17 protein-coding genes and 1 pseudogene are annotated in these 17,296 nt (G+C 59.7%); 17 read left to right on the top strand and 1 reads right to left on the bottom strand.

All coding sequences use genetic code 11. The annotated features are described in order from the left end of the window. The first annotated feature begins 306 nt into the window (after positions 1-306). The 11 genes and pseudogenes from IPM54_03390 (at position 307) to IPM54_03340 (ending at position 5,662) form a co-directional block, all read left to right on the top strand. Positions 307-519, top strand: a complete 213-nt coding sequence (locus IPM54_03390) for a hypothetical protein (protein ID MBK9258862.1) — start codon at positions 307-309, stop codon at positions 517-519. A 110-nt stretch (positions 520-629) separates the two neighbouring features. Next, positions 630-974, top strand: coding sequence for a hypothetical protein (locus IPM54_03385; protein MBK9258861.1), 345 nt, complete (start codon positions 630-632; stop codon positions 972-974). Further along, positions 952-1,224, top strand: a complete 273-nt coding sequence (locus IPM54_03380) for a hypothetical protein (protein MBK9258860.1) — start codon at positions 952-954, stop codon at positions 1,222-1,224. Before IPM54_03385 ends, IPM54_03380 begins: the two co-directional genes overlap by 23 nt. 43 nt (positions 1,225-1,267) lie before the next feature. Next, positions 1,268-1,492 carry a hypothetical protein gene (locus IPM54_03375; GenBank protein MBK9258859.1) on the top strand — a complete coding sequence of 75 codons (225 nt, stop codon included), beginning with the start codon at positions 1,268-1,270 and terminating at the stop codon, positions 1,490-1,492. Positions 1,493-1,704: 212 nt separating this feature from the next. After that, positions 1,705-2,037, top strand: a complete 333-nt coding sequence (locus tag IPM54_03370) for a DUF2251 domain-containing protein (protein MBK9258858.1) — start codon at positions 1,705-1,707, stop codon at positions 2,035-2,037. Positions 2,038-2,386: 349 nt separating this feature from the next. Next, the gene (locus IPM54_03365) at positions 2,387-2,575 is read left to right on the top strand and encodes a hypothetical protein (protein MBK9258857.1); all 189 of its coding nucleotides are present in this window, start codon (positions 2,387-2,389) and stop codon (positions 2,573-2,575) included. Between the two features lie 24 nt (positions 2,576-2,599). Beyond that, on the top strand, positions 2,600-2,953 hold the full coding sequence (locus IPM54_03360; GenBank protein ID MBK9258856.1) for a hypothetical protein: 354 nt from the start codon (positions 2,600-2,602) through the stop codon (positions 2,951-2,953). Continuing rightward, positions 2,953-3,326: pseudogene (tnpB, locus tag IPM54_03355) on the top strand (IS66 family insertion sequence element accessory protein TnpB). Before IPM54_03360 ends, tnpB begins: the two are co-directional and overlap by 1 nt. A gap of 179 nt (positions 3,327-3,505) precedes the next feature. Continuing rightward, entirely contained in the window at positions 3,506-4,186 is a 681-nt protein-coding gene (locus IPM54_03350; GenBank protein ID MBK9258855.1) for a transposase, read from the top strand. Continuing rightward, positions 4,072-4,980, top strand: coding sequence for an IS66 family transposase (locus IPM54_03345; GenBank protein ID MBK9258854.1), 909 nt, complete (start codon positions 4,072-4,074; stop codon positions 4,978-4,980). Before IPM54_03350 ends, IPM54_03345 begins: the two co-directional genes overlap by 115 nt. Then, on the top strand, positions 4,967-5,662 hold the full coding sequence (locus tag IPM54_03340; protein MBK9258853.1) for a hypothetical protein: 696 nt from the start codon (positions 4,967-4,969) through the stop codon (positions 5,660-5,662). Before IPM54_03345 ends, IPM54_03340 begins: the two co-directional genes overlap by 14 nt. Before the next feature lie 180 nt (positions 5,663-5,842). Here IPM54_03340 and IPM54_03335 read toward each other — a convergent pair whose 3' ends face one another. Then, positions 5,843-6,937, bottom strand: coding sequence for a hypothetical protein (locus tag IPM54_03335; protein ID MBK9258852.1), 1,095 nt, complete (start codon positions 6,935-6,937; stop codon positions 5,843-5,845). Between the two features lie 718 nt (positions 6,938-7,655). Between IPM54_03335 and IPM54_03330 the strand changes: the two genes are divergently transcribed. The 6 genes from IPM54_03330 to IPM54_03305 all read left to right on the top strand — a co-directional run bounded on the left by IPM54_03330 (position 7,656) and on the right by IPM54_03305 (position 17,201). Beyond that, a complete protein-coding gene (locus IPM54_03330; GenBank protein ID MBK9258851.1) occupies positions 7,656-8,720 on the top strand; it encodes a hypothetical protein in 1,065 nt (354 codons plus the stop codon). A 154-nt stretch (positions 8,721-8,874) separates the two neighbouring features. Continuing rightward, entirely contained in the window at positions 8,875-9,510 is a 636-nt protein-coding gene (locus IPM54_03325; protein ID MBK9258850.1) for a TetR/AcrR family transcriptional regulator, read from the top strand. Beyond that, entirely contained in the window at positions 9,507-10,682 is a 1,176-nt protein-coding gene (locus tag IPM54_03320) for an efflux RND transporter periplasmic adaptor subunit (GenBank protein ID MBK9258849.1), read from the top strand. The genes IPM54_03325 and IPM54_03320 overlap by 4 nt, the downstream gene beginning before the upstream one ends. Positions 10,683-10,722: 40 nt before the next feature. Further along, positions 10,723-13,815 carry an efflux RND transporter permease subunit gene (locus IPM54_03315; protein MBK9258848.1) on the top strand — a complete coding sequence of 1,031 codons (3,093 nt, stop codon included), beginning with the start codon at positions 10,723-10,725 and terminating at the stop codon, positions 13,813-13,815. A gap of 314 nt (positions 13,816-14,129) precedes the next feature. Further along, positions 14,130-16,010, top strand: coding sequence for an Ig-like domain-containing protein (locus IPM54_03310; protein MBK9258847.1), 1,881 nt, complete (start codon positions 14,130-14,132; stop codon positions 16,008-16,010). A 45-nt stretch (positions 16,011-16,055) separates the two neighbouring features. Then, complete coding sequence (locus IPM54_03305) at positions 16,056-17,201, top strand: SUMF1/EgtB/PvdO family nonheme iron enzyme (protein ID MBK9258846.1); 1,146 nt, start codon at positions 16,056-16,058, stop codon at positions 17,199-17,201. The last annotated feature ends 95 nt before the right edge of the window (positions 17,202-17,296 follow it).

Below are 17,296 nucleotides of genomic sequence, written 5' to 3'. Positions count from 1 at the left end.
ATCGAAGTGCATACAGAGGCCGCCCTCGGAGTGGGGAAAGTATAAACATGCCGGACAAACGGATTCATTCATGCGCGCGAGGACATCGAAAGTGTCTTGCGTTTTGCCGATTCCATCGGCCTCCATGCTGCTGCCGAACATTCTGGAAGCGAGGACGCGGCCGAGAATGCCCGAGGATCTGCAGTGGTTTTCGGGTGGGTGTGCTCCACATCTCTTTCGACCCGATTGGGTGGTGGATGGCATTAGTTGATGCTCCTGAACGCTGGGGCCAATGCGGGTAAATAAGTGGTCCGTGCGGGCATCAACATGTCAGCAATCTCGTTGTATTTCCAAGGTGATGAAGACATAGCAGGCGTGCGCCGCCTTGGTTCCGGTCAGGTATTCTTCAAGCGCGAATGGTTGCACGACAAGACGCACGAGATGCGCGTGTCCCCGCCCGGGGTCGAGCAGATGTGCAAGGAGGTCTGCAAGCCGCTGTCGCGGATAACCGTGAAAGCGGGTGTTCATCGTTATCACTAATGCAAGCAAGCGGCCGAGCTTGCGGCGCGCATTCGACACGCCCTCCATTCGACTACATCCCATGGCCACCGCCGGACCTGAACAAGATTTCGCGCAATAAGAAGCGGCTAATGACGCGGCATATCGACATTCCGTGCATGCACCGGCGCGCGTTGTGGCGAGGAAGCCTGATCCGCGCATCGGGCGATTCGTTCCACCGATCCGATCATCGCGAACGTTTACAATGGGCAGAGCTTCAACGCGTATACAGCTACGTCTGGAACAATCCGCTTGCATTCGTGGATCTAGCGGATTCAATGGCGAGGCATCGTCCACCAGCCCCTTATCCGGACATGCCGCCTTTGGATGATCCCATTCAGCCGAGCGACGAGTTTCGGGCTGAAGCAAGACGCGCGCCATGGCATGCGCCACAACGCGAGGCGGACGGCGTTGGTGCAAAGACCGGCGTCGGATGACGTCGATACGACGGGCAATGGCGGCAGCACGCAGCCGAATGCGCAGGTGACGGAGGACGCGGCGCCGTCACCGTTGGCGCGATTCGTCGAAGGCGCGGGCGAACGGGGGTGTCAAAATCGCCCTGAGCCTGGATTGGGAGTGCTGATGAACCTCGTCGGTGCACCCGCATCACCGGCAGGTCGCGCAAACCAGGCAGCGGGTCGCTCGACGGTGCAGGCGAACGGATGGCTGATGCAGTCAATGAGGTGAATCCGCTGTATACGGGGGGCCATCGACGTGATCGAAGGCGCCGATGCGTACGACAGGGATGATTACGTCGGAATGGGTCGGGCGGCGACAGGGTGGGCGTCACCATCCTGATGACGATCATCACGTGGAAGGGCGCGAAGACGACGAGGGGCCGCCGAAGGCGCCAACCCTGCAAAAAACCCAAGGGCCGCATCAAAAAATCGATCGGGCGGCGTTCAAGGCGGAGCGTGAAGCCTTCTGGAAGGCTGAAGCGAAAAGAAATCCGTAAATACAGTGCTGATGACATAGCAAAATGGAGAAGGGCCAAGCTCCGAAGGACCAGACGGCCATCAATGGAATTACACCATGTCGATCGAACGCCAGATGGTGACATACGCAAATGAGCCGCACCGAGCATCGGCTTGGCGCGAACTACAAAAGAACCACCCATGAAAGGTTTGCCGATGTCGGCGGATATCTTTGATAGCAGCATGCGCTCTGATGGCGATCTCGCTGGCATATTTTGAATACGATGGCCAGACAGGCTACTTCTATCTCTATGAAGTTGGGGGCAACGAGTGCAAAAAGGTCGTAGGCGCAATTCGCATCGTGGCAGAGTCGGCCGACTTTGAGGAAGCAGACGTTTGCGTGCGATGGAATGCCAGTGAAGATGCGGTTGGCCTTTACATCCGAGGAGATCTTTGGGCGTTATTTGATACGATTCGCCACCAGAAGCATGGTGGAGACTATCGGCCTGGAGATCGGCCATCGCTTCCGACGACGTTGTCCGGAGATTCGACCCATCACGAGTGTGCCGTGTCACCATTGCGATGACGATCATTACGTGGACAGGCAAGGGCGATGAATGACGTGGACGGCATGAAACGGTCGAGGCAATGGCCGCGAGAGCCCCGACGGAATATGCGACGTTGAAGGCCGCGGCCGAACGTCGTCAGTCGTCCGTTGGGAATGGGCGTCATTCGCGCGCCATTCATATGAACCTGCGCATTTCGAGATTGGAAACTTCCCGCGCGGGAAGTTGCTCCCTGGTGAACCGGACCCGCCAACGAGTGCATTTGGATACGGTTATGATGCCGAAGGACGCGTCGTCGTCGAGCGACAACAATCAGGTTTTCCCGGGATGTATAATGAGACATTTTACGTGCATGAGCCGAACGGAATCATGGCAGTTCTCTACAGCTACAATGCCGAGAAGGACTGGATCAACGTGGAGTGGTTCGCCATCCATGAAAGCCGCATCGTCGCGCAATATTCGGTCTATGCCATGGGAGGCGCACATACGAAAACCTACCAGTACAACGTAACCATCCGGCCATCCGCACCGGAGCGGGCCCTCGAGATTGCACTATGATCCTGGCCGCGACAGGAGGTCGGGATGGCACGGAGAAACGCATCGCAATGGGCGAAGCTTGTAAAAGAGTGGAAACGTAGTGGCGAGACGGCAACCGAGTTTGGTGCGCGCGTTGGTGTCGAGGCGCATTCGCTTCACTCGTGGCGTTGGCGGCTGAGAAAAGATGGCTTGCTCGACGACGAGCATGCCGCGCAGACTTCTGCCGCACCCGCATTTCTGCCTCACGTCGTCTCGCGAGATTGCGGGCTCGTGCAGGGACATGACCAGCACGTCGATATCGTTGTCGACGATCGCAATACAGTGCGCGTCTTGCCGGGATTCGACGATACGACGCTTCGCCGAGTGCTCGATGTGCTGCAGGAAAGGGCGATGCGATAATGTTCACGCTTCCGCCGGCATTGCGCATTTATTTGGCTGCGGCGCCTGCGGATCTGCGCAAAGGCTTCGATGGTTTGTCCGCCGCCGTGATGCAAGTCATCGGCGAAGACCCGGCGTCAGGGCATCTTTTTGTTTTCAGAACCGTCGAGGGGACCAGATCCGCGTCCTTTTCTGGGATCGCACCGGATATTGCATCTTCGCCAAGCGGCTTGCCCAGGGCCGGTTTCACCTGCCAATGCCCGTACCATCCAGCGCTCGTCACGTCGAAGTCGACGCCGCCGAGCTGGGATTGCTCCTCGAAGGTATCGACTTGAGCGATGCACAGCGACGCAAACGCTTCAGGCTCGTGCGCCGCGCGGACAATGCTGCCTGAAGTTGACCGCCACATCTTGTGGTTTGCCCTCAAATCGTGGGAAAACTCCGGCGACAAACAGAAAGTTTGTCGTTCTGTTCAACCACTCGCAGCGCCATCCGGTACGGGGCGCTCATGTCTTCCCCTCGACAAACTCACGCCACGATGACCTTGCCGACGTACGCGCCAAACTCCAGGCGATGGCCGAAGCAGGCCGCATCGACGAGCTCATCGCGCTGGTCATGGACCTTTTGTTGCGGGTCAAAGAGGAAAACACGGCGCTCGCCATGCGGTTGCAAAAGGCGTTGCGCTCACTGTACGGGCGCAAGAGCGAGAAAATCAGTACCGAAGACCTGAAGGCAATGCTCGCGAAACTCGGCGAAGATGCACCCGAAGCGCCGCCACCCGCACCACCGAAACCGCCCGCGCCCAAGCCGCTCAAAGGCCACAAGGGCCGCAATCCATTGCCGAGCAACTTGCCTCGGCAACAGAAGGTGATTGCCGTGCCCGAAGAGCTGCGAAAATGTGCTGCGTGTGGCGCTGACAAGACGTGCATGGATTACGTCAAGAGTCAGATTTTGGACTTCATTCCGGCCAAAGTCGTGGTCATCGAGGAGCTTCGAGAAAAACTCGTGTGCGGCGTTTGTGATAAGGGCGTGGTGGTGGCGCCGGGCGAAAAAGTCATGGATAAAGGGCGACCCGGCTCGGGACTGCTCGCGAAAATCGTCGTCGACAAGTGCGAGGATTCCATGCCGCTTTATCGGCAATGCAAGGAATTCGCGCGCATGGGCGTACCGCTGTCGACATCGACGATCGGAGACTGGTCGGCTTTTGCGCTCGATGTGCTCGCTCAGTTGCTGGGCGCGTCGCGGAAAAGGTGATTGCATCCCAGTACATCAATGCGGACGACACGGGTTTGCCGGTGCTCGAGCGAGACCATCCAAATGGCGTGAAACGAGGGCACTTGTGGGCGTATTCGGGGGCGGGACTCGTCGCATTCCACTACACGCCGAATTGGAAGGCGGATGGGCCGGCAGAATTTCTCGATGGTTTCCGCGGCCATTTGCAAGGCGACGGGTACGCTGGGTATGAAAAAGCGCTTCGAGATGCCATGGATGGCGATACGGAGATCGTTCCGGCAGAGCGTCGTCTCGGCTGCGGGATGCACATTCGGCGCAAATTCGAGGAAGCTGCGAAGCTCGGCGATGTCCGAGCGGCCGTGGCGATCAATTTCTTCAAGGCGATCTACAACCTCGAGCGCGAATACAAGGAGCACAAGCTTTCCAGCGAAGATCGGCTCGCGCAAAGGACGTTGCGCAGCGTGCCGCTCGTGGACGAGCTCTATCAATGGATTCGCGACGTCAAGCCGCAAGCGATTCCGAAAACACCGCTCTACGATGCGGCGCGGTACGCTGAAAAGCAAGAAGCTGCGTGGCGTCGGTGCTTCTCGGATGGCCAATTCGAGATCGACAACGGCGAAGCCGAAAGACGATTACGTTGGGTTGCGCTAGGTCGAAAGAATTTTTTGTTTGCAGGATCTGACGCCGGCGCAGAAAGCGCATGCGTGTGCGCGATGCACGCGTCCGCGTTGAGCGTAGCACGTGCACGGCAGGCGTCGGGTGTAGTTGGTCGGGCGGATACAGTACAACAACCGGGGGCAGATGGTGCGTCGTGATCGTCGCGTAATAAATCCGCCGTCACAGACCTTCGAAGACTGGCACGAGCTCGAATACGACCCGACGGGACGGATCGTACGTATCCACTGGTGTTTCCCCGATGGCAGGCGAATCGTAGACTTCGAGCGTCCGACACGACAAACCAGTTTGAAAGCGCGCAAGCGCGATTTGCTACAGGGATTGACCGCCGCCATCCTGGACGCGATTGCGCGAACTGGCGTCAACGAAGAAGTGTACGTTCTGGCGGTGAAGTACATGGAGGCCGCATATGAGCATATGCTGCCTCCTCTGGTCTCCCTGAACACGGTTCCCGAGCGCGAGCGGCTGATGCAAGCCCATGGCGATCATGGTCTCGAAGCCATCTGGAATCCCTGTGAGTGGCAGTGGGACGAGCTGGACGTGAAGCTGTCGCCGGAGCTCGAAGCGATGTGCGCAGCGGCCAACCAAGACATCTGGCAGAACGAGCGAGACGAGCGCGCCATTGATTTCCTACTCCAATTGGCGCAGGCATTGAACAAGGCGCAGCTACCCGTGCGGCGTGCCGACGGGTTTGTCAGCGTGGCGCTGGCGTTGGAGCGAGGCGATTTCGCTTTACAGGTGGCGGAGCAGATAAATGCCCACACCCGCAAGAAGCTGCGCCGTGCCGGGTGGTTGGCTCCTGAAAAGATGCCTGACTCCTGAAAAGATGCCACGTACCAACAGCGTAAGCACGCCGAAAATCGTGGGTGGAGAATCGTTTACCGCGCGGATCGCGTACGACGAAATTGGAAGGCTCAAAGCGCTGGAGTATCCGTGGCCGCTCCGCGATCGTGGACGCACAAGCGCCGACGAACGACGTAGATACGACGGGAAATCGTGACATCACCACGCTTCGGTTATCGTATTCGGAAATATATACAATTCGTTGCTTCGGTCCTCGTAACACGGAAGGATCTCTTTTACGCGATCCGCTGCACACGATGACACCTCGTCCAGCAGCGGAAGCGAAAGGCTGCGGAGCGTGCGGAGCACGTCGGCATGCCGCTCGAGCACGTCGAGCAATGCATCTTCGTCGCTGATTTCCCCTTCGAGCCACAACGTATGCAAAGACGGCGGCAAACCTCGGCTCGAAAGCTCATCGAGGAACACCGTAATGTCCTCGATGCCCCGAACGCGTACCCATTCGAGGCGCGGGGCATCGAGCGTCGACAATGCAATGGCACACGCTTTGTCATGACATTCGCTGCGCACCTCCTCGCGAAGCATGATTGCGAGCTTTTGGAGGCCCGGCAACGAGCACTGTCCAAGCGTTTCCACGGGTGAGTTGCGTAGCGGTTCGCTCAGCATACACAGCTCGTTCAATGCGGAGTGCTCGAATGGGCGAAACTCGAAATCCCCGTTCACCATTGCACGTTGTAGATTCGGCATCGCTACGAAGACGGTGCTGATGTCCCCGTGTTGAAACCCATGCTTCACAGGCATGATGTTGGTGACGACCAAGCTGCGGACGGTGGGCAGGGATTTGCCAATGAACGCTCGACTCAAGCGCTCGGTCGGTGGTGTCCGCGATGAAATATCGGCGACCACCATCGGAAGCTTTTCTTGCTGCATACGATCGATGCTTTTCGCAAGCGTCTCGCTCGACATACGGCGATCCACGACGAGTACGAATCGACCCGGCGACCGATCGGTCTTGGAAAGCCACCTGCGGAGCGGACGGCCAGTCAGCTCAGGAGGAAGAACGATGGTGTCGGAAGCTTGCTCCACCTCACGTACGCGGTATCCGGCACGTTTACGAAGCGCGACGAAACACTCGACGTGTGCCGCCGCCTCCGCGGCGCTCGCGAATTCTTGAACCACGCGATTACGCGAGTCGGTGTCACGCCACCGGATGTCGGTCAAGAGGTGTTTTTCCAGGCGCAAAACGCGCCATTCGTTCTGCTCTTGCTTGTGCGTGAAGAGGTAGCTCGTCGCCATGACAAACGCGAGGGTACAGCCACTGCGTCGCGAACTCCAGAGGTTTGTCGGAGGTCGTCAACGCGCTCGCGCAAGCGAAAACCGCACCTTCCCGAGACGCTGGCTCGACTTCCCGACCAGGATCTCCACCTTACACCGGCGCAAGTCGCCCTCGCCCACCAGAAACCCGACTCTACCGAGACGCAAGGCGACGAAACGCGTCCGGGATCCCCACCTTCCAGAGATGGAAGATGCGCCTTGCCAACCAGAATCCCCGGTTGACGTGGACGCAAGGTTGCTTTCCCGACAGCAAATCCTCCCTTGGCGTACACGTCAGGTGCCAAACCTGGACGAAACGGCCGATTGACATGGACGTCAATCGCCCCTTGCAAAGAAATTTCTCAAATGACCGAAATGTAAATGGGCCATCGCTCGGCGGGATTTCGATCCGACGCAGGCGATCGCCCATGCTCATGGGACCTCGCTTCGCACTGACCCATGTGCGCTCATCACACGCAAGCAGGCGTCGAGCACGTACCGCTCCGTGAATGACGTTGCTCGTCGGGTGGCGTTCCCTGGTACGTCGATTGCCCCCGAAGCAGAATTCGCTACTTCATGGAATCTTCGACACAGGGCATTCGAATGCCGTCCTCGGCATTGGGCGCCACGAGCACGGCCCATGAAAATGGTCGCCGCGAAAGCATTTACTGAACGATTCCCGAGAGAGGTGAATTCGACCATGCGCGTGCATTTCATGATTGGTTTGTCACTATTCGTTCTGCCCTCGTCGGCTTTTGCCGATGAAACGGAGCAGCCGCCCGATCCGAAGGTCCTTTACGACGATGCAGTTGCCGCAATGGACGCCGGCGATTACGAAAAAGCGTGTCCCATGATCGAGCGCGTGACGCAAATGCTGCCCGACGGATTGGGCGCCAAGTTCACGCTGGCCGAATGTCATGAAGAACATGGGAAACTCGCGAATGCCTACGCGACGTTCGTGCTCGTCGAAAAGGCAGCACGAGAGCAAGGCCAAGAGGAACGGAGTCAAAGAGCATCGGCACGAGCGGATGCGCTGCGCCCAAAGCTTGGACAAATCAAATTCACGGGACCTCAATCACTCGCGAGCGGTTACGATTTGCGCGTCGAGATCGACGGGGTCGCCATCGAATCGGCACAACTCGAGCAGCCTCGATACGTCGACCCCGGCATGCACCAAGTCGTCGCGTTCGCCAAGGGCGTTCGGCGTAGCGGAAGCACCATCGACATCGATGCCGGCGCAGTCCACGAAATGCCCATTCGGGAATTGTTGAATCTTCCTACGCGCGATTCGCAATCGGATTCTTCGGCGCCTATCGAGACGGCGGAGAGCTCGTCACCGTCCGCCGTGCCCTCGTGGGATCTGGATCCGAATGCATCGAAACCTGCGGAGAAACGAGGGTTTCCAGTATGGCAAACGGTCGTCGGCGGCATCGGGCTCGTAGCGATCGGTGCCGGCGTTGGCTTCAAGCTCGATAGCGTCGATGCCGAACGGAAGCTCGTCGAGCAATGCGGTGAAGATATGCTTTGCCCGCGCAATTCGTATTATCACCCCGACGCAGACAACGAGCGCAAGAATCGCAGTTTCGGGCTGTTTTTGGGCATGACGTCACTTGGAGCGATGGCGCTCGGCACGGCGGCCGTGGGCATGATCCGCTGGCACTCGGCCAAGCAAAATCCGCCCAAGCAAACTACGAAAACGAGCCTCATCGTGCAACCGACGTTTTCGCCCGCCCACGGCGGAGTCGTCTTTTCGGGGAATTTTTAATACACTTCGCCACCTATGAGGCGAGCCACTCCGCCCACGCTCCACTCGCCCCTTGACCAGGCCGCTCGGTCTCCCCATAGTGACCGGCCGGTCAATAATGCCTCGCGTCGCCGATCCTCGCACTCGTATCCTTCTGCTCCGCGCCGCTGAAGCGGTGTTCTCGGATCGCGGCCTTGCTGCGGCCAAAGTCGAGGAAATCACGTCGCGCGCAGGTGTGTCGAAGGGCGCTTTTTATCTTCACTTCAAGAGCAAAAATGACTGCTTTCGCCAGATCGTCGAAGGTGTCCTCGCAAGGCTCGCCACCGCCGCTCGACATCCGGCTCGGGAGACCGTCACGGGCCCGAGCGACGTACCCAAACTGCTCGAAGGCAGGCTCCAAGAGAGCGTCGAGCTGTTCGAGTTTTGCTGGCAAAACCGTGGGATCATGAAAATGATCCTCGATGGTGGCGGCGGCTCACCCTACGCGTACCTCATCGACGAATTCGCCGCAGGCATCGTGCAGCAAAGCGAAGTTTGGATCGCGCACGGCGTCGCGATGGGTATCTACCGCAGCGACATCGATCCGACGATCGTCGCGCGACTCATTTCAGGTACGTACGAACGTCTCGTCCGCGAGCTCATCAAGCAACCGCGACGACCCGACATCGAAGGCTGGGCGAGGCAAGCCCAAGATCTCCTCACGCGAGGCCTGTTCCCGCCCGGCGTGAGCACGGTTCTTGACCAGAAGGTCAAAATGCATTCCGCGGCCAAAGCTCCACGCTGGCCGCAAGCAGAGGCAAAATCCAAATGAATACGGCGACAAATACGACTGCATCGCCTCGCAAGTTCAACGGGTGGGCTGTGTTCGCAATTCTCATGGCCATCGCCATCACAGGGCTCGTCGGCGCTCGCGTGAAGGCGAAAGTCGCGCAAAACAAAGAGCTCGAAGCGTCGAGACAAACCACACAGGCCGCCGCAGGAGCTGATGCAAAGGCTCCCACGGTGACGGCGACGGGCGTCGAGATCATCTCGCCAATGCCGACGAAGTGGCAGCCGCGCGTGGACATCACCGGCACACTCGAGCCGATTCAGCAAGCCGATGTGGGCTTCAAGATGGGCGGGCGGCTCTTGGCGATCAAAGTGAAGAGCGGCGATACGGTCAAGACGGGGCAAGTGCTCGGCACCATCGACGCAGCGGAAGCAGCAGCGCAAGCACGCGTCGCGCAAACGGGCGTGAAGGTCGCCGAGATCTCGCTCGACATGGCCAAAGACGGGCAAAAGCGCACCGACACGTTGTTTCAACAAAACGCGATCGCCGAAGCGGAAAAGACGACGGCGACGCAACGCGCCTTGCTCGCCGCAGCGCAGCTCGAACAAGCTCGCGCACAAGCAAAGGCCGTGTCGGTGACGCTGTCGAACGCGACGTTGACCGCGCCTTTCGCAGGGCTCGTGACGCGCGTTCCCCCAGGCATCGGCCGGATCGTTGGGCCGGGTGAACCGCTCTTTCACATCGAGGACACGTCGGTGCTCAAACTATCAGCGTCGCTTTCGGAGAGCGATGCACGTGTCGTCGTCGTTGGCTCGACGGTGACCATCGAAGGTGCGGCAAACGCGACGGGAAAGGTGACGGCGGTGCTTGGATCGCTCGATCCGCAAACGCGTCGCGTGCCGCTCGTGGCCGAGATCCCGAACGGTACGGATTCAGGGCTTTTGGCAGGCTCGTTCGTGCGAGCGCAGGTGGTTGCGGAGCAGCCGGTGGACGCTTTGGAGCTGCCCGGATCGGCGATTCGTCCAGGATCGCAGGATGAAGTGGTGGTCGTGAAAGACGGCAAAGCGCACCTCGTGCGGGTGTCTTTCGCGAACGGCGCGAGTGGAACGATTTACGTGCGCAAGGGGCTCGATGCATCCGATCGCGTGGTCGCTCGTCCGCGAAGCGAAACGAAAGAAGGCGACGCGATCGACCTTGCTCCCGCGGCAAAGTGAAGTTTGCCCCGACGATTGATTTTGCGTTCGAGGAATTGGCATGAACATTTCAGCAATTGCGATCAAGCGGCCCGTGTTCACGGTGATGGTGGCCGTTGCGCTGCTGGTGCTGGGCATCGTCGGCTACAAGAAACTCGGGACCGATCTCTTTCCGAACGTTGCATTTCCGGTCGTGAGCGTGACGATCATCTACCCCGGCGCGAGCCCGGCGGAGATGGAGACACAAGTCACCAAGCCCATCGAAGACGTGGTGGTTTCGCTGAACGGGATCGATCGGGTGCGTTCGTTTTCGCGCGAGGGGGTGTCGACGACGGTCGTCATTTTCAAGCTCGACGTGGATGTTCAGGAAGCGGCGACGCAAGTGCGCGAACGCGTCGCACAGGCGAGGTTCAAGCTACCGAACGACATCCAAGAACCCGTCATTTCGCGCCTCGATACCGATGCCGTACCGGTGTTGATTTACACGTTGCGAGGTCGGCGGGGGCTCAGTGAAATCCGCAATTTCGCCGATGATGTGATTCGTCCAGCGCTCGAACAAGTGGATGGAGTCGCGGCGGTGAACATTCGCGGCGGCGCCGAACGCGAAGTGAAGGTGCTGCTGGATCGCGCGAGGATCGACGCGCTTCGCGTGCAACCGGCGCAGATCGTGGGCGCGATCAAAGCGGCCAACTTGACGGTACCTGCGGGTCGTTACGAAGCCGGGGAAAAGGAAATCAGCGTTCGAGCCATCGGGGAGCTCGGCGAAGTCGACGCACTGCGCGACATCGTGGTGGCCATGTCGCAAGACGGGTCATCGGTGCGGCTGCGCGATGTGGCCGACGTGCAAGACGGCTTCGAGGAAATGCGGACGCGGATCCGCGTGAACACGGATGAAGCGGTCGCGTTCGAGGTGATCAAGCAGAGCGGTCGGAACACGGTGGAAGTTGCCGACGGAGTACGCGCGAAGCTCGCCGAGATCGAAAAAGGGTTCCCCGAAGATTTGAAGACGTCGCTGATCATGGATCAGTCGACGTTCATCATGGAAAACGCGCACGAGGTGCAGATCGCCATTTGGTACGGCGGGGCGATGGCGATCCTGATCATCCTGATCTTCATGCTGGATCTGCGATCGACGCTCATCAGTGCGGTCGCTTTGCCGACGAGCGTGGTGTCGACGTTTTTCTTGATGTACGTGCTCGGCTTCACGCTGAACATGATGACGCTGCTCGGCCTGTCGCTCGCGATTGGTCTCTTGATCGACGATGCGGTCGTGGTTCGCGAGAACATCTTCAAGCATCTCGAGCGCGGGGAACCTCCAATGGAGGCTGCGCTGAACGGGACGAAAGAGATTGCCCTGAGCGTGCTCGCGACGACGATGACGATCGTGGCGGTGTTCGTTCCGGTCGCGTTCATGACGGGCATCGTGGGTCAGTTTTTCAGGCAGTTTGGGCTCACGGTGTCGGGCGCGGTGCTCGTGTCGCTGTTCGTCGCGTTCACGATCGATCCGATGTTGTCGTCGCGTTTTTCAAAGACCATTGCGCATGGCGCCAAAGATTCGTTCGCGTGGCTGAAGCGGCCTTTCGAGTGGCTGTTTTCGTCGATGGACAATGCGTACCGAGGGATGCTCGAGTGGGTCGTGCGACACAAGCTGATCGTGGGCCTGTTGGCGCTCGCGTCGCTCGTGGGGTCGGGGATGCTGATGGGCCTGATGGGATCGGACTTCGTGAACGCCGAAGATCGCGGTGAAATGATGGCGGAGGTGGAGTTTCCGGCAGCGACGTCGCTGGAGGAGACGGCGCGTCGATCGTACGAAGCCGAAAAGAAATTATTGGAGAACAAAGAGATTCGGACGGTGTATGCGACGCTGGGACCGAACGGCGAGGTGAACAAGGTTCACTGGCGCATTCTGACGTCGAAGAAGAACGACCGGACGGTGACGCTGTCGCAGATCAAAGACCAAGTGCGCGAGGTCGGGAATGCGATTCCGGATGCATCGGTGGTCATCACGGATCCGGCGTTCGTCGAAGGCGCGGGGGTGCAGGCACCGATCATGATTTTGGTGCGTGGCGAGTCGTACGATGAGATCGGTCGCGTGGCGAATGACATCGGTGGGATCTTGCGAGCGACGCCGGGCATCACGGATGTGCAGGTGAAGTTCACGCCGGGGCGGCCAGAGATGCGGGTGGAGGTGGATCGACAACGCGCGGCGGATCAAGGCATCAGCGTGGCGCAGCTCGCGATGACGTTGCGCACGGCGATTGAAGGAGAAGAAGCGAGCAAGTTGCGTCAGGGCAAAGACGAGGTGCCGATTCGGGTGCGTATGCGGCCGGAGGATCGTGCGAATCCGACGGATTTGGAACGATTGACGCTGTGGTCGCCAAAGGGTGCCGTAGCGCTTGCGGATGTCGCAAGGCTCGAGCAGGGCGAGGGGCCGCAGGTGATCGAGCGGGAGGATCGGCGTCGGCAGATTGCGGTTTGGGCGACGCCTCGGGGGCGGACGCTGGGCGACCTCGTCAAGGAGTTTCAGCCGAAAATCGACGCATTGGAAAAACCAGCCGGCACGACGGTGTTTTATGACGGCATGGTGAAGCAGATGAGCGACACGAACGAGTCGATGGGCACGGCGATGCTGCTCGCGGTGATCTTCATTTACCTCGTGCTGGCGTCGCAATTCGAGAGCTTCATTCATCCGCTGACGATCATGCTGACATTGCCGCTGGCGCTGGTGGGTGCGATTCTGGGCCTCTTTTTGGCGGATACGTCGATGGCCATGGGTGCGATGATTGGGATCATCCTGCTCATGGGGCTGGTGACGAAAAACGCGATTCTGCTGGTGGATCGAGCGATTGTGCGGGTGCGCGAGCATGGTGAAACGCCGCTTCAAGCGATTCTCGAAGCTGGGCCGGAGCGGCTTCGGCCAATCTTGATGACGAGCGCTGCAATGGTGCTGGGCATGTTGCCGACGGCGACATCAACGGGGGATGGGAGCGAATTCCGAGCGCCGATGGCGATTTCGGTCATTGGTGGCGTCGTGAGCTCGACGTTGTTGTCGCTGGTGGTGGTGCCGGCGTTCTATTTGGCCATCGAGAACGCGAAAACGAAGCTCGGTATACGAAACGAAAAGGCTGCGGCGGAACCGGCTGCGGCGGAGTGAATTGACACCGGGACATGATTTGCACGCTCGCTTCGCGCGCGTGGGACGCGCGCTTCGCGAGGCTTGGTTTGCGTTGGGGGGGCCGAGGCTCGCCTCCCGGTGCTTTTGCGCTTCGCACAAAAGCACGGCGAGGCTCGGCCCCCCCAAACCCCCCCGATTTTCCGTTGGAACGAATCGATCGCCGCTCTGGCCCATAAGCGCCAAGTCGTGATAAACACGCACGCGCAATGAGAACGAACATTCGTGCTGCAAAATTGGCTTCCATTTCGTTGACAATCCTATGCTCGAGTGTCGGCTGCGAGCTGATTTCTCGCGTGGATCGTGGCGATATTCCTGACCCCACCGGTTCGGGGGGCGACGCAGGCGCCGGGCAGTCAAGCTCGAGCAGCAGCAGTTCGTCTGGACAAGCTGGCGCCGGCGGCGACGCGGGCATGGCTGGCGCGGGCGGCGTTGGCGGAATGGCTGGCGCGGGCGGCGTTGGCGGAATGGCTGGCGCGGGCGGTATGGCTGGCGCTGGCGGAATGGGCGGCAGCGGCGGTGGCGGAATGCCGTGCACGGTGGATGGCGATTGCCCGGCGACGAATAGCGCATGTGTGTTGCCGCATTGCAACGCTGGGATGTGCGAAACGATGAACGCCACGGCCGGAACCACTTGCAGCGAAGGCACCGGAATGTTGTGCGACGGCAATGGCGCGTGCGTCGAGTGCATCGTGGCAACGCATTGCCCGGAAGGTACCGTGTGCCAAGCGAGGGAATGTAATGCCGGCACGTGCAGCTTCGTCAACGCCCTTACGGGCACGGAAGTCGGCGACCCGACGCCCGGCGATTGCATGAACGAGCAATGCGACGCGGCGGGCATGGTCGTCACGGGAAGCGACGACGCCGACATTCCCGTGACTGCGAACGAATGCAAGATTGCTTCATGCTCGATGGGTATGCCCATGCTCAGCGATGCTCCCATGGGCACGCCTTGCGGCCTGGGCGATACGTTCTGCGATGGCATGGGCAATTGCGCAGGCTGCACGCTCGACGAGCATTGCGGCATGCCCACCGAATGCAGTACGCCAACGTGCTCGAACATGATGTGCGTCGACAATTTCGCGGCCGACGGGTCGGTCCTCATGGCGCAAACGCCGAACGATTGCAAAGTGGCGCAATGCGACGGCATGGGCGGCATCAAGCAAGTCGACGACGCTGCCGACGTTCCCATGGACGACGGCAATCCGTGCACGGACGACATTTGCGCGGGAGGTATGCCGAGCTTCCCGCATTCGTCGGTCGGCACGCAATGCAATCAAAATGGCGGCACGGTCTGCGACGGCAACGGCATGTGCGTCGAATGCAACATCGGCGCGGATTGCCCAAGCGGCGTGTGTGACATGAACACCTGCCAGCCACCGCAAGTCCTTTCGGTTGCACCGGCGGACATGGCGATGAACGTGTCCGTTTCGAGCAGCATCGCCATTACGTTCACGGGTGCGATGAACGCGGCCACGCTGATCGGACAAACCTCGATCGGCCCCTGCACTGGATCGGTACAATTCTCCGTCGACGATTTCGCCTCGTGTTATGGGTTTGCTTCGGCTGCACCAACCATGAGCCCCGACAACAAGACGGCGACGTTCGTCCCGGCGCCTGGATTGTCCTACGGTACCACGTACAAGGTCAAGGTCACGACCGGCGCCGAGGACATGACGGGCGTGGCCTTGAGCGGCGACTTCGCGCAAATGATGGGGTTCGCGACGGAAATTCCGCAATCGCCGGGCACCGCGAATGAATCGAATACCGCCGAGGAGCTCGACTATTGCAACGTCCAGTTTCCGCTGGACATCAGCGTGACCGCGGGGCAGATGACTCCTACGATTTACGGTCGCGTTTACGAGGCTGGTTTTACCGAAGCCATGGGGCCAAACGCCATGATCAGCGCTGAAGTTGGGTTTGGCCCGGCGAATGTCAATCCAACCACCCAAAGCGGCTATCAATTCTTCCCCGCTGCCTTCAACGTCCAAGTCGGCAACGACGACGAATACATGGCGTCTTTCGCCGCACCCGCCGTGCCCGGATCCTACCGCTACGTGTATCGCTTCACGCGCGACGGCGCGAACTACACGTATTGCGACAAAAACGGCGCTGGATCCAATGGGGGACTCTCGTTCGAAATCCACGAGCTTCCCGTTCTCACCGTCATGCCTTGACCTCCCGGCGCGGACGGATCACGCTCGGGCAACTCCGATCGTCGTATGGACTCTGCCCGCGCCCACCGTGCATTCCTCGCCTCGCTGCTCTTGTCATCCGCGCCGCTCTGCGCGGCCTGCACATCCACATCGAAAGACACGCCTCCGGCCCCCGCATCGAGCTCCAGCGCGACGCAAGCCGCAGAGCCAACGGCAACGCCCTCGGCCACTCCCCTGCCCTCGGCTTCCGCTACGACGCCCGCTCCCGCACGCGTCGAGATGCCAGCGCTGCCCGACGAGGACCTGTATCCAGAAACGCTCGAAGAGCAGCGCGCGGCGCTTTTGCGGCGCATGGGCCCGTTATTGCACCTGAGTGACGAACAGCTAAAGGCGGTCAAAGCCATCATCGACCGCTCGTCGCTCATGGGTCAAGGCAATCCCGCGGTGACGAAGTATCCTCTGACGCGCAAGGAATGCCGGGAAAAACGCAATGCGCTCGGCGGGTTCGAACCGGACGAGCCGAAGTGCGGTGCGCCCTTCATGACGCCCATGTACGATCCATTGGCTGGACAAACCGCAGAAAATGCCAAAGCGTGCATCGATCGATACGAATTTCCCGGTATCCCCTGTGAACATCCCGTCGTGTATGCATCGGCGCGTGAAGCGGTCGAGCTCTGCGGGGCGATTGGCAAACGTTTATGCGACGCGCACGAATGGGAAGGCTCGTGCGCGGGGGCGGTTCATGCGCCCGTCGAAGAATATTTTTTTGGCAAGGAACGCAAAGATGCCAAATACCTGCACAATCGCGATCGCGAGCTGCGGTGGGCTTATGGTATCAAAAAGGACCACTCTTTGTGTGGCACGCGGAGCCAAAAAAGCGAAGGTTGCACGTCGAGCGGTTGGAAACGTTGCGGATCGAATACGTTTCCCGCAGGCTCGTTCCCCGAATGCCGCAGTCCCTTTGGCGTCTACGATTTGCACGGCAACGTTGCCGAGCACATGAATTTACCATTGCGCCCGGAAGAATTGACGAGTCGCGGGGGCACGGGTGAAACGGAGATGAAGGGGAGCTGGTTCATTTTTGCGAATTACGAAGCGCACGAAGACGATTGCCGATGGCGCGCCCCCGATTGGCACGCCACGAAAGTGATGGATCACGACAGCCACGGCAATTACCACTTGGGATTTCGTTGCTGTAAAGACGTTGAATAGCTGATGCCAGCTCTTGAATGAGGTAGAAGTCCGAATTTTTCCGGCGCTCGTGGTGGGTTCCACTGTTCGAGCCCGCGTAGCGGGCGAGTTTGGGG

The organism is Polyangiaceae bacterium (assembly GCA_016715885.1).
GTDB lineage: Bacteria > Myxococcota_A > Polyangia > Polyangiales > Polyangiaceae > Polyangium.
This window is presented reverse-complemented; position numbering and strand designations above follow the sequence as displayed.